We start from the raw sequence: 24,529 nt of genomic DNA on the forward strand, positions 1-24,529 counted from the left end.
GTTCCTCGTTCCATGATTGCTGTTCCTGACTGATCGGTTCTTTTTGAATCTCATACGTCCAGCGACGCGACATAGGCTTTGCCTTTTTCCGCGTCGTACTGGCCTTCCCACTTTGCGACGATGAGCGGTGCGAGCGCATTGCCCACGACATTGAGCGCCGTGCGTCCCATATCCATGATCCGGTCGACGCCCGCGATAAAGGCGAGCCCTTCGAGCGGCAATCCGGCGCTCGCGAGCGTGGTCAGCAAAATGACGAACATGAAGCCGGGCACACCGGCCGCGCCTTTCGACGTCACCACCATCGTCAGGACGAGCACGATCTGTTCTTGCAGGCCGAGGTGAACGCCATAAAGCTGCGCAACGAACAGCGTGCCGATGCCGAGGTAAATCGATGCGCCGTCGAGATTGAACGTGTAACCCGTGGGAACCACGAACGTCGTGATGCTTTTCGGCACGCCGTAGTCCTCCATCTTTTTCATCAATTGCGGCAGGACCGTTGCCGAACTGCAGGTGGAGAACGCAATGATCAATTCGTCCTTGATGACGCGCAGCAGCGTGAAGATACTGAAACCAAACAGCCGCGCCGCCAGGCCGAGCACGAACACGGCAAACAGAATGATCGCGAGATACGTCACCGCAACGAGTTTAATAAGCGGCAGCAGCGAGCCAAAGCCGAAACTCGCCACCGTGACCGCGATCAGCGCGCACACGCCGAACGGCGCGTAACGCATCACCATGCCGGTGACCTTGAACATCGCGTCGCTCATGCCTTTGAACATAGCCAGCACGGGCTGGCGATATTCGGCGGGCACGGTTTGCAGGCCGAGACCGAACAGCACGGAAAAGAAAATGACCGGCAACAGATCGCCGCGACCCATCGCCATGACGATGTTGTCGGGAATGATGCTCAGCAACAGCGCCATGAAGCCGTGATGGCCCTGCGTCTGCTGCGTGGTCTGCTGATAGCGCGAGATATCGGTGTGGCCGAGCTGGGACAGATCGGTGCCGAGTCCCGGATGCAGCACGTTGCCGAGCACGAGGCCCAGCACGATCGCAATGGTCGTGACGACTTCGAAATAGATCAGCGTTTTCAGGCCGATACGCCCGAGCGAACGCCCGTCGCCGACCCCCGCGATGCCCATCACCATGCTCGTAAACACGATCGGCACGACAACCATTTTGATCAGACGGATAAAGATGTCGCCGGCCGGTTGCAGAAAGCCGTTGATGACCGATTCGCGCGAGCCGGGCAGACGGTTGAGCACCAGCCCCACCGCAATACCGACGATAAGCCCGATAACGATTTGCCACGCGAGCCCGACGCGCGGCTTGCGCGCCGCGCGCTCGGGTTGAGGTGCTTCCATGACGGATTCCATGCGTTCTCCAGACACGTATCGATTGATTTGGATAAACCGAGCCTCGTCCGGGACTCGTCGAGAGAAAAATTAACCAGCCAAAATGAACTAAAAAAGCGATTTTTTTCTATGAGAAACTATCGCTTTTAGTGATGTGAAATTCGGGCCATGCTGACGTTCAAACAAATGGAAGCCTTGTACTGGATCGTTCAGCTTGGCTCCTTCGAGGCGGCGGCCACGCGCCTGAACACCACGCAATCAGCGATTTCGAAGCGCGTGCAGGAACTCGAACGCGCATTCGACGTGGCCGTGTTCGACCGCGCGAATCGCAGCGCGCGTCTCACGGAGAAGGGCACGGAATTCTTCGAGCACGCGAAGGAATTGCTGGAGCGGCGCGATCAGATTGTCGAGCGCATGAGCTCGAAAGAAGCGCTGGTTCGGCAGATTCGCATCGGCGTCACGGAACTCACGGCGCTGACCTGGCTGCCGCGTTTGATCGGGGCGATTCAGGCCGAGTATCCGAAGGTGAAGGTCGAAGCGGAGGTGGATCTCAACGCGACCCTGCGCGAACGGCTGGCGGCGGCGACGGTGGACGTCATCATCGTGCCGCAGACGCATGAGGTCGAGCCGTATGCGTCGACGCTCGTGGGCGAGGTGCAGAACGCGTGGATGTGCGCGGCGAGCCTCGCGCCGGGCAAGCGTGCGATCGCGCTCGCGGAGATCGCGAAATATCCGCTGATTCTGCAGGGCGGATTGTCGGGCACCGGGTATGTGTATAGCCGGTTTCTGGAAGAGCAAGGCGTGGCCTTGCAGAAGGTGCTCGCGAGCAACAGCCTGATCGCGCAAATCGGGCTCACGCTTTCGGGGCTGGGCGTCAGTTATTTGCCGCGGGCGTGTCTTGCACGCATGCTCAAGCGGCGCGCGCTAGTGGTTGTCCCGACGCGGCCCGAGTTGCCGCCGGTTAAATACGTCGCGATGCATCGCGCGGAGCGGGCGCATTCGTTGAGCGCCGCGGTGGCGCGGCTCGCGGCGCAGTCGTGTGACTTCTCGTCGAACCTGCTTGATCCGGGGAGTTGAAGCGCAAAGCGCAGCGAGATGCCGCAACGCGAGCACGCTTGCCGCCTTCCCGCGAGGAGCGGGCATGGCGCAGGCGCGCTCGCTCGCTAACCGATTCTAGAAGTGAATCCAGTGTGCCGCGTTGGCGAGACTGACCACGACGCCCACCAGCGCGACAACCGAGCATGCCGCGCTGATTCGCGCGAGACGCCGGACACGCACGTTCGCATCGTTGAATTTCGCCGCATTCAGATTGGCCGTGTTTTCGGCTTGTTCCAGTTGCGCCTTCAATTCATGCGACTGCTTTTTGCTCGCGTCGAGTTCCGATTTGAGTTGGGCGATCGAATCGGCATGCACGCCGATACGCGTGCCGTTCGCCTCGATACCCGCATTCATCGCTTGCTGGCGCGCGCTCAGAGCGTCGATGGCGAGTTGCGCTTGCGCGTGACGACCGTCCGTCGCTTCGATGCGCGCCACGAGCGCTTCGCCCTGCGCCTGCGTATGGCTCATATGGCCGCCGAGCGTTGCGGCGATCTCGTCGAGACGCGCGGCGCCGTGCGCTTGCGCGGTTTCGAGACGGCTCGTCAATGCGGCGCACTGCGCGTCAACCTGCTGGCTCAATTGCCCGGTTTTCTCCATCACCGACGCGCTGAGCGAAGCCGCCACGTCCTTCACGAACTGTTCGAGCGCGGCGTGGTCGTCGCGCATGCTGGCGGCGGTTGCCTGCACCGATTGAATCAGCTCGTTGCGCGTGCCTTTCACCTCCGACGCGATGGCGATAAGTTGCTTCGCACCTTCTTGCGTCAAACCGCGCAGCTCGAAGAAATCGTTGATCAGATTTTTCAGTTCGACAGCCTGAATATGCAGCTTCTGTTGCTGCTGATCGAGCTGCACCGTATGCGATTCGAGGCGTTCGGTCTGACGCTTGAGGTCGCGTTGCTGCGAGCCGATCTGATCTTGCTGATGCGCGAGCTTCTGTGACTGCATCATGCTGATGACCATCAGTTGCGCGAGGCTCTTCGAGAACTCCGCCTGCAACTCCTGCGCATCCAGTTGCGCGTCCTTCAGCTTGTCGTTGTGCCACCAGCGCATGAGCGCGTTGCGCTGCTCATGTTCGTTACGCGCGCGCTTCAGTTCGTCGAGCCGCTTGAAGTTGTTGCGGAACTTCAAGAGCACGTCGTTCACGTCGATCTGCGAAAGCAGATCGTGCGGGACTTCAATCTTGGCAATGTCCTGGATCAGGTCGTTCATGGTTTCAAGGTTTGGTGCAATAGTCTGCGAGCAGGCGCTCGAGTTCGTCGTCCATCTGCTTCATGTTTGCGAGGCCGGTGCCAAGCGCCTTGTGCGTGCTGGCACCGATCTCGACGGTGGCGGCGGCCGTATCCACGGCAGCCAGCAAGTGGTGTTCGGCTTCTTCCAGGTCTTCGGCCATTGCCTCGTAACAGGCGAGCATTTCCTGGTAGCGCTGCGAGTGCTGATACTGCTGCTCGATGAAGGTCGCAAGACGCTCGCCGAGCGCCGAATCGGCTTCGAGCGTGTCGATCTGCGCTTCGAGATGTTCGGTGCCGGTTTGCGACAGCCAGTCGAACAGGCGGTCGATCGCATAGACCGTCAACGCGGTCATTAGCCCGGTCAGAATGCCGGTGATGACGGGCGCGACATAAGCGGCCAGCGGCGCGAGAAAGGGAATGCTGACCAGAAAGCCCTTGATGGACTGCTCGAACAGAAGCCCGACGCTGGTCGTGATCACGCCCGCAATGATCTTCGTGGCCTGGCGCGCGGCGTCCATCGCCGAGAGACCCTTGGGCGGGAAGCAGACGATCTTGATGGCCTGCCAGAGTCCCTTGAAACTTTCACGGATGACCGTGACGATCTTCGCCGACGTCGTGACGACATTGTTGATGATGAACGTGAGCAGATTGCTCACCGCGCCTTGAACGCCGCCTTCGATGAGCGCGTCGAACGCATGCCCGAGCTTCGCCGTGACGCGATCGAGCGTGCGCTTGAGCGCCTCGGTCACGCGGTCGACGAGATTCTCCGTGGGCGCCGGCGTGCGCACGAGCGTGGCGACTTCCACATAGCTGCTGTTGACGAACTCGTGCAGCAGCACGCCCATCGCCTGGCGCAGTGCGTTCTTGCCCGCTTCCGTGGCGCAGGTGGAGGCGAGTTCCGCGCCTTGCTTCTTTGCCTGAGCCTTGAGCGTTTCGATCTTGCGATGACGATCGGCTTTATCCTGCGTTCTCTTGAGCAATTCCACGTCGACGCCGAACGACTCCGCGTTGGTTTGCCCGGGCGTTTTCTTGCGCTCCGCATTCGCCCAGTCGAGCTTGACCTTGTCCTGCATCGACTGATTGATATCGTGCTCGGCCGGAACGAGATTCTCCGGCGCATTCGCCATCTCCACGCGCTGCGCTTCGTTCATGAAGAGATTGGCGCGAGGGTCGATCTCGATGCTTTTGACCGAATTCACATGATCGAGATGCGTGCGTCCATCGCGCGGCAGTTCCTTGCCCGTATAAGCGCTGATGATGGGCTCGTCATTCTGGAACATCGCCTTGCGCTTTGCGGGAAACGTCTTGCCGTACGCCGTGCGGTCGATGGGATTCGACTGCTTGTCGTGCCATTCCGTATAGGCCGCGGCATCGTTTTGCGTCGCCGTAATGCCTTGTTCGAAATTGCGCAGCGTAGTGACATTGCCGCCGGTCTTGTCGTCGAACATGGCGGGCGTGAGGCCGAACGGACCGATGATCTGTTGCAGCGTTTGCTGTTTGCAGCTTTCGAGCAGTTCGTCGAGACGCCGCTCGCGCAATTCGCGCGAACTCGGTGCCGATGTCTCCGTGGAAAGCGCGGTGCGGCTCGATAAAGCCGCGACGGGTTCTAATGTAGTCATATCGGAACGCAATGCGGGTCAATAAAAGCCTGCTTTAGTCAGGCAACGTCCGAATTACGATGAAGCCAGTCGGACGGAATACCGTCGGGATATCGGCGGCGAGTTGTCATTCTTGAGGGGCGTTAAAAGTCGATAAAGCCCAGTGCTGGTGTCTGAATTCGTGTCAATGAATTCAGACATGTTTTAAACAAATCGAGATTTAGAGAAATTTCGATAAAAGGAAACGTTTGCTGCGATAAATTGCAAAAGAAAGCCCATTTGGAAAGGCGGAAAAAGATCGCTAGAAAATCCATTGAGCATGCCTGGGTGATTATTGCCCGCCAGGTAAAACACTATTTACCGCAATGCCTGCTCTTGCGCGTGGCCGGACGACGCGCCGGCCACATCGGCCATCGCCAATGCTTAATTAGAGTGGTAATTCCACGAATTTCCCAATAATTGAAACGAACGTCGCGAATGTTCCGCTTTCCTCATGGATATCCCCTATAAGGGAGTGAATTAAACCTGCCGTTAGTCCCTGCGAAGCGCGAGATTGCGCGGGCGGCCACGCGCCGCGATAAAAAGCCAGGAGACCGACCAGATGCTCAGGAATATCACTATTCGCGGCGGGCTTACCCTCGTCATTGGCCTATTCGTCGCCTTTCTGCTGGTGGTGATCGGCGTGGCGTACGGGGCCCTCAAATTGACCAACGAGAGTCTCGTCGATACGCAGCGCAGCGCCCAGTCGCTCGCCGCGCTCAAGACGAGTTCGGAGCGGCTTCTGCAGGTGCGCCTCGCGCTGGGCGGCTACGAGACGCTGTTCAGCGTGGGCAAGTCCACGGAGGGCCTGCTCGAACAGGCGCACAAGGTGCTCGTCGATTCGAACAAGGATTTCGCGGGCTACAGCGCGGGCCCTTTCACCGACGACGAAGAAGCACGGCTCGCCAAAGCGGTCGCGCAGGCGCGTACGGCGCTCGTCGAGCAGGCGCTGGAGCCGGAGTACAAGGCGCTCGTCGACAACGACTTCAACACCTTCCGCACCATCCAGGGCGAGACGGCCGACCGCTATTACGCCATCTACGCGAAAGCGATCGACGCGCTCGAACAATGGCAGACCGCCCGCGAACAGCGCGACGGCGAGATCGCCGCCGAGCGCTTCCAGGTGTCGGTCATCGTGTTCGGCGCGATTGCCGTGATTGGCGTCGTGCTCGGTCTGTTCGCTCGAAAGGGGCTCGCGGCGGCCGTCGTGAAGCCTGTCGATCAGGCGATTCGCCACTTCCAGCGCATTGCGGCCGGCGATCTGACCGTGGACGTGCGCGTGCGCTCGAACAATGAAATGGGCCAGTTGCTCGGCGCGCTCGCGCAGATGCGCGAAGGGCTGATGGGCACCGTCGCGCGCGTACGCGGCAGCACGCACGAGATCACGCTGGGCGCGGATCAGATCGCGTCGGGCAATGCCGATCTGTCGAGCCGCACGTCGCAGCAGGCGGCGGCGCTCGAAGAGACGGCGGCGAGCCTGGAGGAGCTGGCATCGGCGGTGCGCCAGAACACGTCGGCGGCGAAGGAGGCGAGCGGGCTTGCGCAAGGCGCGCTCGACACCGTGTCGCGCGGCGCGGACGTGGTTGCGCGCGTGAACGAGACGATGAACGACATCTCGTCGTCGTCGCGCAAGGTCGAGGAAATCACCGGCATCATCGAAGGCATCGCGTTCCAGACCAACATCCTCGCGCTGAACGCGGCGGTCGAAGCCGCGCGCGCGGGCGAGGAAGGGCGCGGCTTCGCGGTGGTTGCCGCCGAAGTGCGCAGCCTCGCGCAGCGCTCGGGCACGGCCGCCAAGGAGATCAAGGAGCTGATCACGGCGTCGGTCGCGACGGTGGGCGCGGGCGCGCGTCTCGTCGACGAAGCGCGTCACACGATGGGCGCGGCGCGCGACGCGGTGGCGCGCGTGAGCAGCATCATGGGCGAGATCGAGGCGGCGACGCACGAGCAGAGCGACGGCATCGAGCAGGTGAATCGCGCGGTCGCGCAGATCGACGAGGTCACGCAGCGCAACGCGGCGCTCGTGGAAGAGGCCGCGGCTGCCGCGCAGTCGCTCGAAGCGCAGGCCAACACGCTGCGCGAGGCGGTGTCGGTATTCAATCTCGGCGCTGCGCAAGGGCATGCCGCGCGCCGGGGCGAACCGGGCGCGCCGGCCCTGGAAGGCGCACGGCATGCGGGTGCGGAGCCGGCGCTGGCCTGAATTCGCCGGGCGCGCCGCGTCATCGGGACTTAACCTGAGGTTATATCCCCCGCGCAATTCGCAATTGAGTTCCGTTTTTTGCCCGGTAAGACTGGTGTGGTCGGTCTCGCGAGCGTGGCAGCGAAAGCCTCGCGTGACCCGGTCAAAACCAGTGGACTGAATAACGGGTTATGCGAATTTGCGTGTTGGGCGGCGGCGTCATCGGTGTGACGACGGCCTATTTTCTTGCTCGCGATGGACATCAGGTGACGCTCGTCGAGCGTCGCGCGGACGTGGCGCAGGAGACCAGCCACGCCAACGGCGGTCAGCTGAGCTACAGCTACGTGGCGCCGCTCGCCGATCCCTCGGTGCTGCCCAAGCTGCCGCAATGGCTGTTTTCACGCGATGCGGCGCTGCGTTTCGTGCCGCGTCTCGATCCGCATCAGTGGCGCTGGTGCGTGGAGTTTCTGCGCGCCTGCACGCGTGCGCGCAGCCAGCAGACCACAGCGGAATTGCTTGGTCTCGGCTTTCTGAGCCAGCGTCTGATGCACGAAATCGTCGCGCGCGAATCGCTCGATTTCGACTATGTGCGCAACGGAAAACTTGTTGTGTTTCGCGATCGCGAAGGTTTTGAGGGCGCGTGCCGCCAGGCGCAGTATCAGGCGAAATTCGGCTGCGAACAGCACGCGCTCGACGGCGCGGCGTGTGTGGCGCTGGAACCGGCGCTCGCGCATATCGGCGGCGATATTGCAGGCGGCATTCATACGCCCGGTGAAGAAGCCGGCGATTGCGACAGCTTCACGCGTCATCTGGCGCGTGCCGCGCAGCGCGACGGCGTGCAACTGCAACTCGCGACTGAATTATCCGGACTCCATATCAATGAATCGAATGTGCAGGCAGCCATCACGTCGCAAGGCGATATCGAAGCTGATGCCTTCGTGATGTGCCTCGGCTTCCAGAGTCAGCCGATGCTGGCCTCGCTCGGCGTGAGCGTGCCGGTTTATCCGCTCAAAGGCTACAGCCTCACGTTGCCCGACGCGCGCGAACACGGCGCGCCGCGCGTGTCGGTCACGGATGCGCATCACAAGGTGGTCTACGCGCCGCTCGGCGAACGTCTGCGCATTGCGGGCATGGTCGATCTCACGGGCATGAGCGCGCACGCCGATCGCGAGCGTATCGCGTTGCTCACGCGTCAGGCGCGCGAGACGTTTCCGCAAGCCGGCGATTACGACGCAATTCAAACGTGGACGGGCATGCGGCCTGCCACGCCGGACAGCAAGCCGCTGATCGGCACGACACGCTTTCGCAATCTCTGGATGAACACGGGGCACGGCGCGCTGGGCTTCACGCTCGCGTGCGGCAGCGCGCAACTGCTGGCGGACCGGCTCGCGAACCGCGCGCTGCCGCTCGACGGCGACGCCTTCGCGCCGGCGCGTTGGACGCGTTGAACGATTTGTTTCACTACACCAGTCGGGAGAACAGGACGATGATCGGCATGAGAAAAATCGGGGTGGTCGGTGTGATCGGTGCGATTGGAGCAAGCGCACTGGCGGCAACGCTGTTCGCGAGCGCGGCGCAAGCGGAAGAACTCACGGGCACGCTCAAGAAAGTGCACGATACGGGCGTCATCGTGCTCGGCACGCGCGAGTCGTCGATTCCGTTTTCGTATTACGACCAGAATCAGAACGTGATTGGTTATTCGCAGGAAATCGCGCTGAAGATCGTCGAAGCGGTGAAGCAGAAAACCGACACGCCGAACCTCAAGGTGCGCACGATTCCCATCACCTCGCAAAATCGCATTCCGCTTGTGCAGAACGGCACGATCGACCTCGAATGCGGTTCGACCACGAATACGTTCGAGCGCCAGAATCAGGCCGCGTTTTCGAACAGCATTTTTCTGTACGGCATTCGCTTTATCACGCGCAAGGATTCGGGCGTGAAGGATTTCGCGGATCTCGCGGGCAAGACGGTGGCGACCACGGCGGGCACGTCCGACGAACGCATGCTGCGCAAGATGAACGAAGAGAAGCATATGAACATGACGATCATCAGCGCGAAGGACCACGCCGAATCGTTCCTCAACGTCACGACGGGCCGCGCAATCGCATTCGTGATGGATGAGCCGCTGCTGTACGGCGAGCGCGCGAAGACGAAGAGTCCGCAGGATTATGTGGTGACGGGCACGCCGCCGGTGTCGGAAAACTACGCGTGCATGCTGCGTCGCGACGATCCGCAATTCAAGGCGCTCGTCGACGAAACCGTCGCGAAGATGCAGACCTCGGGCGAGATGGCGAAGCTCTATACGAAATGGTTCACGCAGCCGATTCCGCCGAATGGCATGAATCTCGACTATCCGCTTTCGCAGCAGATGAAGGAACTGTTCGCGCATCCGAACGACAAGGCACTCGATTGAATGGCGAGTGTGATGCGCCGATTGGCGCGTGCTGAATAGCGTGCTGATGTGCGCGTATGAAGGCACAAAAGAAAATGGCGCAGACCCGTGAGGGAATGCGCCATATTCACTGCGTAAGCATGATAAAGCCGCTACGCGATACCACTATATTCGTTGGTAGGCTCGATTGGATTCGAACCAACGACCCCCACCATGTCAAGGTGGTGCTCTAACCAACTGAGCTACGAGCCTGTAGAGAGCGCGAATTATAGAGACACTCTCGCAGGTGCGCAAGCCCCCTTTTCACAAATCGCGAAAATTATTGAAAAGCGCGTGGGCGGGCGCGTTCACGCCTCGCCTTCCTGCCGCTCCATCGCCTCCACCATTTCCTTCGCCGCGCGCTGCAACTCGGGCACGAACCGGCGCACCGCTTCCTGCGGCTGCATGGCCTGCTCCAGATAAATCACGTTAAGGCTCGCGAGCACGCGGCCATGCGCTTCGATCGCCACCGCAACGGCGCCGATCTTGCGCTGGTCGGCCCAGTCGCCGTGATTCGAGCCGAAGCCGTCCGCGCGCGTCTGCTTGACGAGATTGCGGATGAAGGCCGGGTCCGAGGCGAGCTTCTGCTGCTGCTCGCCGCCCGCGCCCGCGCGCAACAGATCGAGCATGTCCTCGCGTTCGGCCTCGGGACACATCGCCAGATAGACGCGGCCCGCCGCCGTGAGCAGCAGCGGCAAGCGGCGCCCGACCATCGAGCGGTGAAACGACAGCGGGCTGAAACGATGCGTGGTCTCGCGCACGATCATCGCGTCGCCGTCGGGCGTCGTGAGGTCGGACGGCCACACGATGCGTTGCATCAGCTGGCCCATGATCGGCGGCGCGACGGTGGCGATCAGTTCGTCGTCGGTGAAGCCTTCGCTCAACTCGCGCACGTTCAGCGTGAGCCGGAAGCTGTCGTCGGAGGCGCTACGCCGCACGAAGTTTTCTTCGACCAGCGTCTCCAGCAAACGCCGCACGGTGGTGCGATGCAGGCCCGTGGCCTCGCTCAGTTGCTGGCTCGTCGCGCGTCCGTTCTCCATCGCGTTGAGCGCCCGGAGCACCTGCAGACCGCGCGCGAGACCTCGCACGTTTGCATACTTCGTCATAAAAAATCTCTTTTAAATCAACTGTGTGCATTCTATGCACATTTCTGCGAAATTGTTGAGCGGGCGTGGGCGCGCCCCTAGACTCGCTTTCATTCACCGGCCTGCGGCAAAACGCCCACGGCGGTGATCCGTTTCAGGCAAAACCTGTCAGCACCCGCAGCGGCCGCCGAGCCGCGCGACAGATCTGCATGGGATCGCACGCGGCGCACGAACGCCCGCGCGATCCAAACAGGAGACACCATGCACACCACGCCTCATCAGGCGGATTCCGTCCGCCCGCGCCAGCACGTTACCGACGTCGCCATCATCGGAGCGGGTCCGGTCGGCCTCACGATCGCCAATATTCTCGGTCTGCAAGGCGTGCGCGTCACGCTCATCGAAAAGCTCGATCAGATTATCGACTATCCGCGCGCAATTGGTTTGGATGACGAAGCATTGCGCGTGTTTCAGTCGATCGGTCTCGCCGATCGACTCGCGCCGCACACCACGCCCGATCACTGGATGCGCTTCGTGACGAAAGACGGCCACTGTTTCGCGTCGATCGAACCGCGCACCGACGAATTCGGCTGGCCGCGCCGCAATGCCTTTATTCAGCCGCTCGCGGATCGCGTGCTTTACGAAGGGCTCGCGCGCTTCGCGCACGTCGACGTGCTGTTTGGCCACGACGTGAATGGCTTCGTGCAGGACGCGCAAGGCGTGTCGATCGACGTGAGCGACGCCAGCGGCGAGCAGCGCACGATTCGCGCCGCGTACATGGTGGGCGCGGACGGCGGCAACAGCTTCGTGCGCCGCGCGCTGAACGTGCCGTTCGAAGGCCGCACGAAACCGAATCAGTGGATCGTGGTGGATGTGCGCAACGATCCGATCGGCTCGCCGCACATCTACATGCATTGCGATCACACGCGGCCTTACGTGTCGGCGGCGCTGCCGCACGGCATTCGCCGTTTCGAATTCATGGTGATGCCGGGTGAAACCGAGGAAGAACTTTCGCAGCCCGCCAACATGGCCGCGCTGATCCGCAAGGTGGTCGCGGACCCGGACAAGGTCGACTACATCCGCAAGCGCGTCTATACGCACAATGCGCGGCTCGCCGAAACGTTTCGCGTGGATCGCGTGCTGCTCGCGGGCGACGCGGCGCACATCATGCCGGTGTGGCAAGGGCAGGGCTACAACAGCGGCATTCGCGACGCGAACAATCTCGGCTGGAAACTCGCGATGGTCGCGAAGGGTCTCGCCGATGGCCGTTTGCTCGACACCTATACGGTCGAGCGCCGCGCGCATGCACGCTCGATGATTCACCTCTCCGAAGTCGCCGGCGATATCTTCGCGCCGACCACGCGTTTCGGCGCGCGCTTTCGCGATGCGTTCGTGAAGTCGATGAACGTTTTCCCTTCTGTGAAGCGCTATTTCGTCGAAATGCGTTTCAAGCCGATGCCGCGATACGAAGCGGGCGTCGTGTTGTTGCCGCCGCCGCAAGCGCAGGGCGGCTGGCTCGCGCGCACGCTCGAAGGCGCAGGCAGCGGACCGGTCGGTCGCCTGCTCGGACTGATGAGCCAGAAGCGCGATTCGCTGCTCGGGCGTCTTGCGTATGGCCGCGATCCGCATGCCGCGTCGCCGGTGGGCCGCATGTTCGTGCAGCCGCGCGTGCGTCGGGCCGATGGCCGCGTCGTGCGTCTGGACGATGCGATCGGCAACGGTTTCGCGCTGCTCGCCTGGGGCGCGGACCCGACCTTCGGCCTCACGCCGCAGGCGCGTGCGTTGTGGGCGCGCCTGGGCGCGCGCTTCGTGGTCGTGAAGCCGGACGTGCAACTCGACTACGGCGACGACGTGCCGCCCGACGTGCTCGCGATCGGCGACGTGCAGGGCCGCCTCAAGGACTGGTTCAGCCGTCTGCCGGAGTCGGTCGTGCTGCTGCGCCCCGATCGTTTCGTGGCGGGCGTATGCACGCCACAGCAGGTCTCGGACGCCATCGTCGAACTTGCGGGCAAGCTCGGCATGAGCGCCGCCGCCGTGAACGACGGGCGAGCCGCAGCACCGATATCGCGCCCCGCGCTTGCCGACGTTGCCGTCGCGCGCGTCGCCGAAGCTTGAGCAGGAGCCTCACGACCATGCCCATTCACCTCGAATGTCTCTCGCACACGCCGTTGCACGGCTACTTCGATCCGCGTCCCGACGTCGTCGAGGAAGTCGAACGCGTGGGCCGCGCGGCGCGTGCGCGCGTCGATGCCTTCAATCCCGATCTGATCGTGGTGTTCGCGCCCGATCACTTCAACGGCTTTTTCTACGATGTGATGCCGCCGTTCTGCATCGGCGCGAAGGCGCAGGCGATCGGCGATTTCAAGAGCCTCGCGGGCGACTTGCCGGTGCCGTCGGTGCTCGCGCATGAACTCACGGAGCACGTGCTGGCCGCCGATATCGACGTCGCGCTTTCGTATCGCATGCAGGTCGATCACGGTTGCGCGCAGGCGCTCGAAGTGCTGACGGGCGGTCTCGATCGCTATCCGGTGATTCCGGTGTTCATCAATTCCGTCGCGCCGCCGATGGCGACGCTGCGCCGCGCGCGTCTGCTCGGCGATGCGATTGGGCGCGCGCTGTCGCGCACGAATCGGCGCGTGCTCGTGGTGGGTTCCGGCGGCATCTCGCATGAGCCGCCGGTGCCCGAACTGATCGGCGCGACGCCTGAAGTGGCCGAGCGTTTGATCGCGGGCCGCAATCCCTCGGCCGAATCGCGCGAGGCGCGTCAGGCGCGCACCGTGGCGGCGGCGCGCGCGTTTTCTCAAGGCGACAGCCCGCTGCATCCGCTCAATCCCGAATGGGATCGGGCGTTTCTCGCGCAGCTCGCATCGGGCGAACTGACCGCGGTGGACGGCATGACCAACGCCGCCATTACGCGCGACGGCGGCAAGTCGGCGCACGAGATCCGCACCTGGGTGGCCGCGTTCGGCACGCTCGCCGCGTATGGCGACTATCGCGCGTCGCTCGATTACTACCGCGAGATTCCCGAGTGGATCGCCGGTTTCGCCGCCATGCACGCGTCGCCCGCAAGCGAATGGCGTGCGGCGGCCTGATCGACGCCGATCGAAACGATCAAAGCAATCGATCGCGATTCATAGAAACAAGGAGAGTTTGCATGACCGATCAGCATCGCATCGCGACGCTCGCCGCGCAACTGCGCGAAGCGGAGCGTACACGCAACGTGGTCGAGCCCGTGCGCGGCGAGATCGCGCTCGACGACATCGCCACGGCTTATGCCGTGCAACAGGCGAACGTGGACCTGCGTGTGAAGAACGGCGAGCGCATCGTGGGCCGCAAGATCGGCCTCACGTCGCTCGCGGTGCAAAAGCAGCTGGGCGTGGATCAGCCCGATTTTGGCGCGCTGTTCGCGAGCATGGCGCACGGCGACAGCGAAGCCATTTCGCTCGCGCAACTGATCCAGCCGAAAGTGGAAGCGGAAATCGCGCTCGTGCTCGCACGCGATCTCACGCATGAAAAGCATACCTTCGTCGACATCCTGAATGCGAGTGCGTATGCACTCGCGGCGATCGAAATCGTCGATAGCCGGATTCGTGATTGGGATATTCGCTTCGTCGATACGGTCGCCGACAACGCATCGAGCGCGCGTTTCGTGGTCGGCAGCCGCCCCGTGCCGCTCGCGCAGATCGACTTGACGGCGTGCGCGATGGAGTTGTCGCGCGACGGCGAAGTGCTCTCGCGCGGCAACGGCGCCGCGTGCCTCGGCAATCCGCTCAACGCAGCCGTGTGGCTCGCCGATCGCATGGTGCAGCTCGGCACGCCGCTGCGCGCCGGCGACGTGGTGCTTACGGGCGCGCTCGGCCCGATGGTCGCCGTGAAGGAACCCGGCACCTACACCGCGCAGATCGAAGGCCTCGGCGGCGTTCGCGCGACTTTCACTGCCTGATTGACAGGCCGAAACAGGAATTAACATGGCTTCCGAAAAACTCAAGGCAGCGATTATCGGCTCCGGCAACATCGGCACGGACCTGATGATCAAGATCATGCGCAACAGCCGGCATCTGGAGATGGCGGCGATGGTCGGCATCGATCCGAACTCCGATGGCCTCGCGCGCGCCGCGCGGCTCGGCGTGGCGACCACGCACGAAGGTGCGGAAGGACTTACGCGTCTGCCCGTTTTCAACGATGTTGACTTCGTGTTCGATGCAACATCGGCGAGCGCGCATGTGAAGAACGACGCGTTGTTGCGCAAGCTGAAGCCGTCGATTCGCATGATCGATCTGACGCCCGCCGCGATCGGTCCATATTGCGTGCCAGTGGTGAATCTCGATGCGCAGATCGACGCGCCCAACGTGAATATGGTCACGTGCGGCGGCCAGGCGACCATTCCCGTCGTGGCGGCGGTCTCGCGCGTGGCGAAGGTGCATTACGCGGAAATTGTCGCGTCGATCAGCAGCAAATCGGCGGGGCCGGGTACGCGCGCGAATATCGATGAATTCACCGAAACCACCTCGAAGGCGATTGAAGTGGTCGGCGGCGCGGCAAAAGGCAAGGCGATCATCGTGCTGAATCCGGCGGAACCGCCAGTCATGATGCGCGATACCGTCTACACGCTGTCCGAACTCGCCGATCGAGACGCGATTGAAAAATCGATTGAAGACACCGTGGCGAAAGTAAATGCCTACGTGCCCGGTTATCGGCTCAAACAAAAAGTGCAATTCGACGAAATTCCGGCGAACGCACCGTTGACGATTCCCGGCCTCGGCAAATTCAGCGGTCTGAAAACCTCGGTGTTTCTCGAAGTGGAAGGTGCCGCCCATTATTTGCCCGCCTACGCAGGCAATCTCGACATCATGACGTCCGCCGCGCTCGCGACCGCCGAGCGCATGGCGCACACGCTGCTGAGCGTGCAAGGCGCGTAAGGAGCACAAGCGATGAGCAAGAAACTTTATATCTCCGATGTGACGCTGCGCGACGGCAGTCACGCCATTCGTCACCAATACTCGATTCAGAACGTGCAGGACATTGCACGCGCGCTCGACAAGGCGAAAGTCGATTCGATCGAAGTCGCGCACGGCGACGGTCTGCAAGGATCGAGCTTCAATTACGGCTTTGGCGCGCATAGCGATCTCGAATGGATCGAAGCCGTCGCGGACGTGGTGCAGCACGCGAAGATCGCCACGCTGCTGTTGCCCGGCATCGGCACGATTCACGATTTGAAGGCTGCTTATGAGGCAGGCGCGCGCGTCGTGCGCGTGGCCACGCATTGCACGGAAGCCGATATTTCGAAGCAGCACATCGAATATGCGCGCGAACTCGGCATGGACACGGTCGGCTTTCTGATGATGAGCCACATGACCACGCCCGCCAATCTCGCCGTCGAAGCGAAGAAGATGGAAAGCTACGGCGCGACCTGTATTTACGTGGTCGATTCGGGCGGTGCGCTCACGATGAACGACGTGCGTGATCGCTTTCGCGCCGTCAAACAGGTGCTGAAACCCGAAACGCAAACGGGCATGCACGCGCACCACAATCTCTCGCTGGGCGTGGCGAATTCGATCGTCGCGGTGGAAGAAGGCTGCGATCGCATCGATGCATCGCTGGCGGGCATGGGCGCCGGCGCGGGTAACGCGCCGCTCGAAGTGTTTATCGCCGCGGCCGAACGCATGGGCTGGCATCACGGCACCGATCTCTACACGCTGATGGACGCCGCCGACGATATCGTGCGTCCGTTGCAGGATCGTCCGGTGCGCGTGGACCGCGAAACGCTCGCGCTCGGTTATGCCGGCGTGTATTCGAGTTTTCTGCGTCACTCGGAAGTGGCGGCGAAGAAATACGGCCTGAAAACCGTGGATATTCTCGTCGAACTGGGCAAGCGCCGAATGGTGGGCGGACAGGAGGACATGATCGTGGATGTCGCGCTCGATCTGAAGCAGCGCGCCGCCGCGCGTCAGCCGTAATGCAACGCCGCGTATCGACATCGAGCGATACGCGGCGTTGTTGCGATGGGCGATTCGATATTCAAACCATAGCCGGCGAACAAGATCGGCTGAAGACAACTTTGGAGACTTTTCACATGACGTCGCGAATCGGTGGTGCTGGAGGAAGCATGGGCAGTTCGGCGAGCAACAAGGTGACGATCGGGCTGTGTCTTGCGATCGCGCTGCTCGAAGGACTCGATCTGCAATCGGCGGGCGTGGCGGGACCGCGCATGGCGAAGGAGTTCGCGCTGAGCGTTGCGCAGATGGGCTGGGCGTTCAGTGCGGGCGCGATCGGCTTGCTGCCGGGCGCGGCGTGCGGTGGACGGCTCGCGGACCGCTTTGGCCGAAAGCGTGTGCTGATGGTGTCGGTCGCGCTGTTCGGCGTGTTCTCGCTCGCGACCACGCTGGTCTGGAACTTCGAAAGCCTGCTGATCGCGCGCCTGATGACGGGGCTCGGACTCGGCGCGGCCATGCCGAACCTGATCGCGCTGTGCTCGGAAGCGGCCGGTCCGCAGCAGCGCAGCACGGCGGTGGGCGCGATGTACTGCGGCATGCCGTTCGGCGCGGCGATTGCGGCGCTGATCGGCATGCTCGGCGCGAGCCCGACGAGCTGGCGCGACGTGTTTTACGTCGGCGGCCTCGGGCCGATCGTGATGTTGCCGCTGCTCGGCGCGTTCCTGCGCGAGTCGCAGCAATTCGTGGCGGCGCGTGCATCGCGCGTCTCCAGCGCCGCGCGCGACGAGGTGCCGGGTATCGGCGAAGCGCTCTGGCGCGCGGGTCGCGCACGCACGACGATCTCGCTATGGATCAGCTATCTCGGCACGCTGATCGTGCTGTATTTCCTGATGAACTGGCTGCCTTCGATGGTGCTTGCGCGCGGCCTCACGCGCGTGCAATCGAACATCGTGCTGATGATGTTCAACATCGGCGGCGGCATTGGCGCGGTGACGATCGCGACTGTGATGGACCGCTTCGGCCGTCGGCGCACGGTGATCGGCATGTACGTGGGGATCGCCGTGGCGCTGGCGGCGCTCGCGAGCGCGGGCGGCGCGACCGCGATGGCGTGCGGCGGCCTGCTCTGCGGGCTCTTTCTCGTGGGTGGCCAGTCGGTGCTTTACGCGCTCGCAGGCCACGCGTATCCGACCGAAGTGCGCGGCACGGGCGTGGGCGCGGCGGTGGCGGTGGGGCGGCTCGGCTCGATTCTCGGGCCGCTCGTCGCCGGCCAATTGTTCGCGATCGGACAAAGCCCGTCGATGCTGGTGGCGTCGAGCATTCCGCTCGTCGTGATCGCAGCGATCGCAGCCTTGACCGTGGTGGGTGGATTCGCGCGGCGAGAGTCGATGGAAAAGCAATCGCCTGAAATTCAGGGTGTCTAACTAATTTAACGGAGAAAGCATGGCTTTCTCCGTGACGAGCTTTTACAGCAAGGACAACATCATGACTGCAACTGCATCAGCGATTACGGAAACCGCGACGAGCCGCTTCGCGAACGTGAAAGACGGCGATCAAACGCTGCGGATTCACTATAACGACACCGGCGCGCCGAACGACAACGCGAACGGCGAAACGGTGGTGATGCTGCACGGCTCGGGCCCCGGCGCGAGCGGCTGGGCCAACTTCAATCGCAATGTCGAACCCCTCGTGGCGGCGGGCTATCGCGTGATCCTGATGGACTGCCCGGGCTGGAGCAAAAGCGATCCGATCGTCTGCACGACCTCGCGTTCGGAACTCAATGGCCGTATTCTTAAAGGCCTGCTCGACGCGCTCGATATCGAGCGCGTGCATATTCTCGGCAATTCGATGGGCGGCCATAGCGCGGTGGCGTTCGCGCTCGGCAATCCGCAGCGCGTGGGCAAACTCGTGCTGATGGGCGGCGGCACGGGCGGTCCGAGCAACTTTGCGCCGATGCCCACCGAAGGCATCAAACTGCTGCAAGGGCTGTATCGCGAGCCGACCATCGAGAACCTCAAGCGCATGATGAACGTGTTCGTCTACGATGCGAGCGCGCTGACCGAGGACCTGATGCAGGCGCGTCTGGACAATATGCTCGCGCGCCGCGATCACCTCGAGAATTTCGTGAAGAGCCTCGCGGCGAATCCGAAGCAGTTCAACGATTATGGTCCGCGTCTGGGCGAAATCGCCGCGCCCACGCTGGTGATCTGGGGCCGCGACGACCGCTTCGTGCCGATGGATACGGGGCTGCGTCTGCTTGCGGGCATGCAGAACGCGCAGCTGCACGTGTTCAATCGTTGCGGCCATTGGGCGCAATGGGAACATGCGGACGCGTTCAATCGCATGGTGGTGGATTTTCTCGCGCATTGAGGCTGCAATGCGCGAGTCGCGGCGCGTCGGCTCTACAACCGGCGCGCCGCGCGGCGTTTACGCAACGAGCATGCGCCGATATTCCGCGTCGAGGTATTCGTCGACAGCCGCATGATCCAGTTGCCCTTCCCGAACGAGCGCGAGCACCTCGCGCAACGCGAGCGAGCCGAACCGCGCCCAGGCGATCAGATTGCTGCGCAGCAGGAACTGGATCATTTCACCGCCCGAGCGCAGACCGGCATCGGTGGCATCGACGATGCATAGCGTGCCGTGCGCGACCAGCAACATGCGCCGCAACTCAGGAGCGTTCGAGACCGGCAGGCATTCGCGCCACGGACGCTCGTGATAGCAACGCTGCTTGACGGTCCAGGCGAGCCGCGTGAAGAGTTCGGCGACGATCACCGGAATTGACATGGCAATCCCGTGCCGCATATCGTAGCCGCGTTCGAATACCTGCACCGCCACGGTGGCGAATGTCTGCCGGTGCTGGCCGAATTCGCCGACGTTCACGAATTGCAGCAGCGAGTAAAACGGAATCGGAATGCCCGAGCCGCGGCCTTGCGCTCCCGACGACCCGGCGACGTCCGAAAACAAATGGCCGAGCCAGTTCGCAAAGCCGGCGAACAGCTTCGCCGCGAACGTGCCGCCCCGCAATTCGAACGTATCCGTGTCGATGGAAATGAGCTTTCCGTCGGAAACGAAATGCGCGGTGCTGCAAAACTGATCGAGAATGGAGAAGAACAATCCGACCAGATCGGGCGAGTGTCCAAGACTCTTGATGTGGTGGTTCTTCGTGCTCATCTTGAACGCACCGCCGACATCCACGCCGTGACGATGGTCGTAATTGACCTTGTATTTGCCTTCGAGAAAACCGATAGCGCTGTGCGTCGGGTCGCTGCCTTCCTTCGGGCCTTTCCAACCCACCAGCCGCGCGAACTTTTGCACCGCCGAGTCGGTCCAGTCGTCCGCGGCGCGCGTGAGCAGGCCTTCGCCGGGCGCGCCCACCAGCAGAATGTCGATCAGTCCGCCGATCAGCCCGCAGGTGCCGGCAATCATGTAATCGTACTTGTCGCAGCGTGCGTTCCTGATCGCGAAGTCCTGCTCGACGCGGCGCTCGAATGCCACGCGCTGCGACGGCGTCATCAGCTGCTGGAATGGCGAGTCGACGCCTTGCACGCGCTGGCGCGCGCAATACGACTCGACCTGCACCATATAGGCTTCCCAGCTCGCCTCGCGATCGACGCGAATCGATTCGAGCGTGTCGATACGCGCGATCGAAGAATGGGGCGATGTGCCGGTCACGTCAATGTCGATCTCGATCGATTGCACGATGGCATGCACATGCGCCGCTGCGGACGGCGCCGTATTGGTGGCGATTGCGCGCTCGGCCTGCGCGATCAGGTCGTCGAGCGACGTCGTTGCAGCACTTTGCGCGTGCTGCAACGCGTCGAGCGTTGCACCGATTTCGCCGAGCTTGGCGCCGGCGCGCGCGGCCTGATCCTGTTGCGCGAGCATCGCTCGCGCCTCGGCTTCCAGCGAGTCGGCCCGCTTCACGAGAACATGCCGGTGAGGCGATCCTTGGCCTTGCCCGCGACGTCGAGCGCCGACCCCTTGAGCACGTCGCCGACATTGAAATAGCCCACCACTTCGAACGCTTTCGCGAGGCTCTCGAGATCGCGCGTCGTGACGCCGCTCTTGATGACAAGGCGCGAAACCGTCTGCTTTTCGCCGTCCTTTTCCACCTGGAAATCGCGTGCTTCGTAATAGCCCGAGATGAAGTCGAGGAAGTCCGCCTTGCTCGGTTCGCGCGTGAGCGTGCGCAGTTTGTCGAGGTCCAGGTACTGCGCGCAACGCAACTTCGTCGCGCTGCTTTGCACTTCGTCCGAGCGGCTTGCGAGCACGGTGCCGGCGGCGGTCATTTGCGCCATCAGCATCGTGAGCTTGCGAATCTTTTCGTCCTGAACGCCTTGCGTGGTGATCAGGCCGTTGAGCCGGATCGTCAGGTAGTTGATGTCTTCGATCAGCAGCGAAAGCGTGCGTTGCGTCTGCTTGATGATTTCGTGGAGCATCAGTTCGCGGCGTTTGGCGCGCGTGAGCTCGTTGGCACCCGTGAGCTTGCGCACGCCCGCATAGGTGCCCACGCCGATGAGAATCGCCACGCCAATGCCCGTTGCCATGCTCGACATGCCGAGCACGCCGCCCATGCCGAGTGCGGCGAGACCCGAGGTCATGCCGGCCGCCGACATGCCGATGACCGAGCCAGAGAGATAGACGGCGGCGAGCGGCGTGCCCACGGCGGCCGCCTTCGCCGAGATCACCTTGATGGCCGCGACGATCTGATCGTCCGTGCAATCGTCCTTGAGCATCGCGCGGTCGTTGTTGATCACGTCGAGCGCGAGGTCGATCTCCTCGTCGGAGACTTGCAGCAACGCGCGATGCTCGCGCAGGAAGCCGAAGTCCGCGAGACTCTTGCCGCCCACGCTCAGATGCACGTTCAGCAGGTCCTTGACGAGCGAGACGTGCACGGAGCGCAACTGGCCCGCAGGAACCGCTGCATCGAGCGCGCCGATCAGTGCCTGAACCGGCTCGAGCGATTCCGCGCCGGACATATAGGTGCGCAACGCGAGGCGCGAATCGGAATCGAGATCGAGACGCGTCATCAGCATCAGGATTTCAGCGAACTCGTGCTGGTCGATCGTGCCATCGTTTGCATAGGCCATGTTGACGATGATCTTCACGTAGGCCGTCTTCAGCGCTTCGCTCATCTCGCTGATCGCAATGAACTGGGCCTCTTCCGTGAAGTCCTCGAACGATTGCGTCGCGGCCTGCAACACGCGCGCGAGTTCCGCGTAGTCGCATTCGAGCAGATCCTTGAGGGCGACGACGCCACCACCTTGCTGGCGGATATCGACGCGCTCGACCTTCTTGTCGTTCTTGCTGCCGGTGAATTCGACTTCGTGAGTGACCGCCTCGATCATCGCGTAGTTGATCTTCACGGGATCGGAGAACGAGGGGCGATAGATGAGCTGTTCGCCGGTGAAGAGCAGACCGTCTTTCCCGCTGCCGAACATCGTGTTGTCGAACAGCGCGACGACATGCGCGACGCTGCCCGCATAGTCGAACGACTTAACGGCGTTGTTCAGTTTCTTTTCGGGAATGTTGGGCGCGACGTGAAGATTTTTGGCGGATACGGCCGCGAGATTTTCGCGCAGGAATACGTTGATGTTGCTCACTCAGGTCTCCAGCAGGGCACGGTGCAGGTCGATGACGCCGCGATTGCGCGCGGCGCCGGGTGTCTTTGGCGTTATCCGCGAGTTAACGGCATCAGACCACGCCGCTTTAGGGATTGCCCGATATGCGGCAAGCGATGGAGGCTGTCGCGACGTCTGCCCACGCCCACCCCGAGCGGCGTACACTGGCTGAACCCGGCGGCGCGCGATGCGCGCTGCATGGCACCCGGGATGTCCAACCGCTTTCGACAGGGTCGTCATGAAGAAACTGGTCAATCACCCGTCCGACGTCGTGCACGAAATGCTCGAAGGCATTGCGTTGCAGGCGCCCAACGTCGTCATCCTCGGCGACGAAAACGTGCTTATTCGCAGGGACATTCCGGAGCCGCCGTCGCGGCCCGTCGCGTTGATCTCGGGCGGCGGCAGCGGCCACGAGCCCGCGCATGCGGGCTATGTGGGCGCGGGCATGCTGAGCGCGGCCGTTTGCGGCGAGGTCTTCACGTCGCCGCCCACGAGCGCCGTGCTGGCGGCCATCCGCGCGACGGCGGGGCCGAAAGGCGCGCTGCTGATCGTCAAGAACTACACGGGCGACCGCCTCAACTTCGGCCTCGCGGCGGAACTGGCGCGCGCCGAGGGCATTCCCGTCGAAGTCGTGACCGTGGCCGACGACGTGGCCTTGCGCGGCCACGCCGAGCGCAGCCAGCGGCGCGGCATCGCGGGCACGGTGCTGATCCACAAGATCGCGGGCGCGGCGGCGGCGCGCGGCGCGACGCTCGAAGTGGTGGCCGCCGTCGCGCGCGACGCGGTGGCCAATCTCGGCACGATGGGCGTGGCGCTCGATGGCTGCACGCTGCCGGGCGTCGCGCAATCGAGCTTCACGCTCGCCGACGATGAAATCGAGCTGGGCCTCGGCATCCACGGCGAAAAAGGCGTCGAGCGCAGCGCGCCGTTGCCCGCGAACGAACTGACCGAAGCGCTGCTCGTGAACGTCCTCGACGAACTCGCGATCACGCGCGGCGAGCGCGTCGCGCTGCTCGTCAACGGTCTGGGTGCCACGCCGCAGATGGAACTCGCCATCGTGCTGCGCGCGGCCTGCGCGAGCCTCACGCGCCGCGAGTTGCGCGTGGAGCGCGCGTGGGCGGGAACGTTTCTATCGGCGCTGAACATGCCGGGCTGTTCGATTTCGCTGATGCGTGTCGACGACGGCAAACTCGCGCTGCTCGACGCCGCGACCGAAGCACATGCGTGGCCCGGCAAGGGCTGCCTGAATCGCACGGTACGGCTCGACACGTCCGGCGTGCAGCGCGAGGACCATGCCGCGCCGGTGCTCGATGCGGCAGGCACCGAACGCGCGACGCGCATCAAGGCCGTGCTCGATGCCGTGGCCCAGGCGTTGACCGACAACGAATCGCGGCTCACCGAACTCGACGCGCAAGCGGGCGACGGCGACCTCGGCGCGAGCATGCGCCGCGCGGCCGACGCCATGAACGCCACGCCGATGCACGCGCTCGCGACGGCGCCCGATGCGTTGTCGTCGCTGGGCGTGAGTTTGCACAAGGCGATCGCGGGCAGTTCCGGGCCGTTCTACGCGACGGCGCTGCTGCGCGCGTCGCGTCATCTGCAGGGATCGGCGCAACCGGCGGCGCAAGAATGGGCGCAGGCACTGCGCGGCGCGATCGACGCGATCAGCGAACTCGGCGGCGCAAAGGCAGGAGACCGAACGATGCTCGATGCGCTGATTCCCGCGAGCGATGCGTTCGAATCGGCCCTGAAACAAGGGCTCGACACGCAACGCGCGTGGGCTGAAGCGGTGACGGCGGCGGAGCATGGCGCGCAGGCGACGGCGCATATGCTTCCGCGCGTGGGGCGAGCGAGTTATCTGGGCGCGCGCGCCGTGGGGTCGCCCGATGCGGGCGCGGTGGCGGTGGTCTGCTGGCTGGCGGCGCTGCGGCCGCATGTGGGGAAGTGATGGGGTTTGGGATCGCTCA

Annotated in this window: 18 protein-coding genes and 1 tRNA gene; 12 read left to right on the forward strand and 7 right to left on the reverse strand. The window is 63.1% G+C overall.

The genetic code is table 11. The annotated features are described in order from the left end of the window. Positions 1 to 50: 50 nt before the first annotated feature. On the reverse strand, positions 51 to 1,376 hold the full coding sequence (gltP, locus tag G5S35_RS21475; protein ID WP_124260671.1) for a glutamate/aspartate:proton symporter GltP: 1,326 nt from the start codon (positions 1,374 to 1,376) through the stop codon (positions 51 to 53). A 147-nt stretch (positions 1,377 to 1,523) separates the two neighbouring features. Here gltP and G5S35_RS21480 point away from each other — a divergent pair, with 147 nt between their 5' ends. Continuing rightward, positions 1,524 to 2,432, forward strand: a complete 909-nt coding sequence (locus G5S35_RS21480; RefSeq protein ID WP_065064315.1) for a LysR family transcriptional regulator — start codon at positions 1,524 to 1,526, stop codon at positions 2,430 to 2,432. A gap of 96 nt (positions 2,433 to 2,528) precedes the next feature. On the opposite strand, the gene G5S35_RS21485 is transcribed toward G5S35_RS21480, so the two are convergent. Beyond that, a complete protein-coding gene (locus tag G5S35_RS21485; RefSeq protein WP_183038977.1) occupies positions 2,529 to 3,662 on the reverse strand; it encodes a coiled-coil domain-containing protein in 1,134 nt (377 codons plus the stop codon). Positions 3,663 to 3,666: 4 nt separating this feature from the next. After that, positions 3,667 to 5,301 (reverse strand): hypothetical protein, encoded by a 1,635-nt coding sequence (locus G5S35_RS21490; RefSeq protein ID WP_124260672.1) that lies wholly within the window; start codon positions 5,299 to 5,301, stop codon positions 3,667 to 3,669. A 580-nt stretch (positions 5,302 to 5,881) separates the two neighbouring features. Between G5S35_RS21490 and G5S35_RS21495 the strand changes: the two genes are divergently transcribed. From G5S35_RS21495 to G5S35_RS21505, 3 genes are all read left to right on the forward strand, one after another. Next, the gene (locus G5S35_RS21495) at positions 5,882 to 7,519 is read left to right on the forward strand and encodes a methyl-accepting chemotaxis protein (protein ID WP_074981038.1); all 1,638 of its coding nucleotides are present in this window, start codon (positions 5,882 to 5,884) and stop codon (positions 7,517 to 7,519) included. A 170-nt stretch (positions 7,520 to 7,689) separates the two neighbouring features. Further along, positions 7,690 to 8,946 (forward strand): D-amino acid dehydrogenase, encoded by a 1,257-nt coding sequence (locus G5S35_RS21500; RefSeq protein ID WP_183038978.1) that lies wholly within the window; start codon positions 7,690 to 7,692, stop codon positions 8,944 to 8,946. A 47-nt stretch (positions 8,947 to 8,993) separates the two neighbouring features. Beyond that, positions 8,994 to 9,911: a glutamate/aspartate ABC transporter substrate-binding protein gene (locus G5S35_RS21505; RefSeq protein ID WP_065064439.1), complete on the forward strand. Its 918-nt coding sequence runs from the start codon at positions 8,994 to 8,996 to the stop codon at positions 9,909 to 9,911. Between the two features lie 154 nt (positions 9,912 to 10,065). Here G5S35_RS21505 and G5S35_RS21510 read toward each other — a convergent pair. Together G5S35_RS21510 and G5S35_RS21515 are read right to left on the reverse strand one after the other, a co-directional pair. Further along, positions 10,066 to 10,142: transfer RNA gene (locus G5S35_RS21510), tRNA-Val, on the reverse strand. A 95-nt stretch (positions 10,143 to 10,237) separates the two neighbouring features. Continuing rightward, complete coding sequence (locus G5S35_RS21515; RefSeq protein WP_065064306.1) at positions 10,238 to 11,035, reverse strand: DNA-binding transcriptional regulator; 798 nt, start codon at positions 11,033 to 11,035, stop codon at positions 10,238 to 10,240. 240 nt (positions 11,036 to 11,275) lie between these two features. Between G5S35_RS21515 and G5S35_RS21520 the strand changes: the two genes are divergently transcribed. The 7 genes from G5S35_RS21520 (at position 11,276) to G5S35_RS21550 (ending at position 19,311) form a co-directional block, all read left to right on the forward strand. Further along, positions 11,276 to 13,126 carry a bifunctional 3-(3-hydroxy-phenyl)propionate/3-hydroxycinnamic acid hydroxylase gene (locus tag G5S35_RS21520; RefSeq protein ID WP_183038979.1) on the forward strand — a complete coding sequence of 617 codons (1,851 nt, stop codon included), beginning with the start codon at positions 11,276 to 11,278 and terminating at the stop codon, positions 13,124 to 13,126. A gap of 17 nt (positions 13,127 to 13,143) precedes the next feature. After that, the gene (locus tag G5S35_RS21525) at positions 13,144 to 14,103 is read left to right on the forward strand and encodes a 3-carboxyethylcatechol 2,3-dioxygenase (protein WP_183038980.1); all 960 of its coding nucleotides are present in this window, start codon (positions 13,144 to 13,146) and stop codon (positions 14,101 to 14,103) included. A gap of 62 nt (positions 14,104 to 14,165) precedes the next feature. Then, positions 14,166 to 14,954: a 2-keto-4-pentenoate hydratase gene (mhpD, locus tag G5S35_RS21530; protein WP_065064299.1), complete on the forward strand. Its 789-nt coding sequence runs from the start codon at positions 14,166 to 14,168 to the stop codon at positions 14,952 to 14,954. A 25-nt stretch (positions 14,955 to 14,979) separates the two neighbouring features. After that, positions 14,980 to 15,930 carry an acetaldehyde dehydrogenase (acetylating) gene (locus tag G5S35_RS21535; protein ID WP_183038981.1) on the forward strand — a complete coding sequence of 317 codons (951 nt, stop codon included), beginning with the start codon at positions 14,980 to 14,982 and terminating at the stop codon, positions 15,928 to 15,930. A gap of 12 nt (positions 15,931 to 15,942) precedes the next feature. Continuing rightward, on the forward strand, positions 15,943 to 16,968 hold the full coding sequence (dmpG, locus tag G5S35_RS21540) for a 4-hydroxy-2-oxovalerate aldolase (RefSeq protein ID WP_124260676.1): 1,026 nt from the start codon (positions 15,943 to 15,945) through the stop codon (positions 16,966 to 16,968). A 116-nt stretch (positions 16,969 to 17,084) separates the two neighbouring features. Further along, on the forward strand, positions 17,085 to 18,365 hold the full coding sequence (mhpT, locus tag G5S35_RS21545) for a 3-(3-hydroxy-phenyl)propionate transporter MhpT (protein WP_074981026.1): 1,281 nt from the start codon (positions 17,085 to 17,087) through the stop codon (positions 18,363 to 18,365). Between the two features lie 61 nt (positions 18,366 to 18,426). After that, a complete protein-coding gene (locus G5S35_RS21550) occupies positions 18,427 to 19,311 on the forward strand; it encodes an alpha/beta fold hydrolase (RefSeq protein WP_074981365.1) in 885 nt (294 codons plus the stop codon). 57 nt (positions 19,312 to 19,368) lie between these two features. Here G5S35_RS21550 and G5S35_RS21555 read toward each other — a convergent pair whose 3' ends face one another. Both G5S35_RS21555 and G5S35_RS21560 read right to left on the reverse strand, forming a co-directional pair. Next, the gene (locus tag G5S35_RS21555; protein WP_202035001.1) at positions 19,369 to 20,865 is read right to left on the reverse strand and encodes a hypothetical protein; all 1,497 of its coding nucleotides are present in this window, start codon (positions 20,863 to 20,865) and stop codon (positions 19,369 to 19,371) included. Then, on the reverse strand, positions 20,862 to 22,544 hold the full coding sequence (locus G5S35_RS21560) for a hypothetical protein (protein WP_074981024.1): 1,683 nt from the start codon (positions 22,542 to 22,544) through the stop codon (positions 20,862 to 20,864). Before G5S35_RS21560 ends, G5S35_RS21555 begins: the two co-directional genes overlap by 4 nt. A gap of 256 nt (positions 22,545 to 22,800) precedes the next feature. Here G5S35_RS21560 and G5S35_RS21565 point away from each other — a divergent pair, with 256 nt between their 5' ends. After that, the gene (locus tag G5S35_RS21565; protein ID WP_074981022.1) at positions 22,801 to 24,510 is read left to right on the forward strand and encodes a dihydroxyacetone kinase family protein; all 1,710 of its coding nucleotides are present in this window, start codon (positions 22,801 to 22,803) and stop codon (positions 24,508 to 24,510) included. Positions 24,511 to 24,529: the final 19 nt, after the last annotated feature.

Origin of the sequence: Paraburkholderia tropica (genome assembly GCF_014171495.1) — a bacterium.
In the GTDB taxonomy this organism is placed as follows: domain Bacteria; phylum Pseudomonadota; class Gammaproteobacteria; order Burkholderiales; family Burkholderiaceae; genus Paraburkholderia; species Paraburkholderia tropica.

Coding starts and splice junctions, on each gene's coding strand:
- dmpG (WP_124260676.1), top strand. CDS start 15,943: ATGAGCAAGAAACTTTATATCTCCGATGTGACGCTGCGCGACGGCAGT.
- mhpT (WP_074981026.1), top strand. CDS start 17,085: ATGACGTCGCGAATCGGTGGTGCTGGAGGAAGCATGGGCAGTTCGGCG.
- gltP (WP_124260671.1), bottom strand. CDS start 1,376: ATGGAATCCGTCATGGAAGCACCTCAACCCGAGCGCGCGGCGCGCAAG.
- G5S35_RS21565 (WP_074981022.1), top strand. CDS start 22,801: ATGAAGAAACTGGTCAATCACCCGTCCGACGTCGTGCACGAAATGCTC.
- G5S35_RS21500 (WP_183038978.1), top strand. CDS start 7,690: ATGCGAATTTGCGTGTTGGGCGGCGGCGTCATCGGTGTGACGACGGCC.
- mhpD (WP_065064299.1), top strand. CDS start 14,166: ATGACCGATCAGCATCGCATCGCGACGCTCGCCGCGCAACTGCGCGAA.
- G5S35_RS21490 (WP_124260672.1), bottom strand. CDS start 5,301: ATGACTACATTAGAACCCGTCGCGGCTTTATCGAGCCGCACCGCGCTT.
- G5S35_RS21520 (WP_183038979.1), top strand. CDS start 11,276: ATGCACACCACGCCTCATCAGGCGGATTCCGTCCGCCCGCGCCAGCAC.
- G5S35_RS21515 (WP_065064306.1), bottom strand. CDS start 11,035: ATGACGAAGTATGCAAACGTGCGAGGTCTCGCGCGCGGTCTGCAGGTG.
- G5S35_RS21550 (WP_074981365.1), top strand. CDS start 18,427: ATGACTGCAACTGCATCAGCGATTACGGAAACCGCGACGAGCCGCTTC.
- G5S35_RS21505 (WP_065064439.1), top strand. CDS start 8,994: ATGAGAAAAATCGGGGTGGTCGGTGTGATCGGTGCGATTGGAGCAAGC.
- G5S35_RS21495 (WP_074981038.1), top strand. CDS start 5,882: ATGCTCAGGAATATCACTATTCGCGGCGGGCTTACCCTCGTCATTGGC.
- G5S35_RS21525 (WP_183038980.1), top strand. CDS start 13,144: ATGCCCATTCACCTCGAATGTCTCTCGCACACGCCGTTGCACGGCTAC.
- G5S35_RS21485 (WP_183038977.1), bottom strand. CDS start 3,662: ATGAACGACCTGATCCAGGACATTGCCAAGATTGAAGTCCCGCACGAT.
- G5S35_RS21535 (WP_183038981.1), top strand. CDS start 14,980: ATGGCTTCCGAAAAACTCAAGGCAGCGATTATCGGCTCCGGCAACATC.
- G5S35_RS21480 (WP_065064315.1), top strand. CDS start 1,524: ATGCTGACGTTCAAACAAATGGAAGCCTTGTACTGGATCGTTCAGCTT.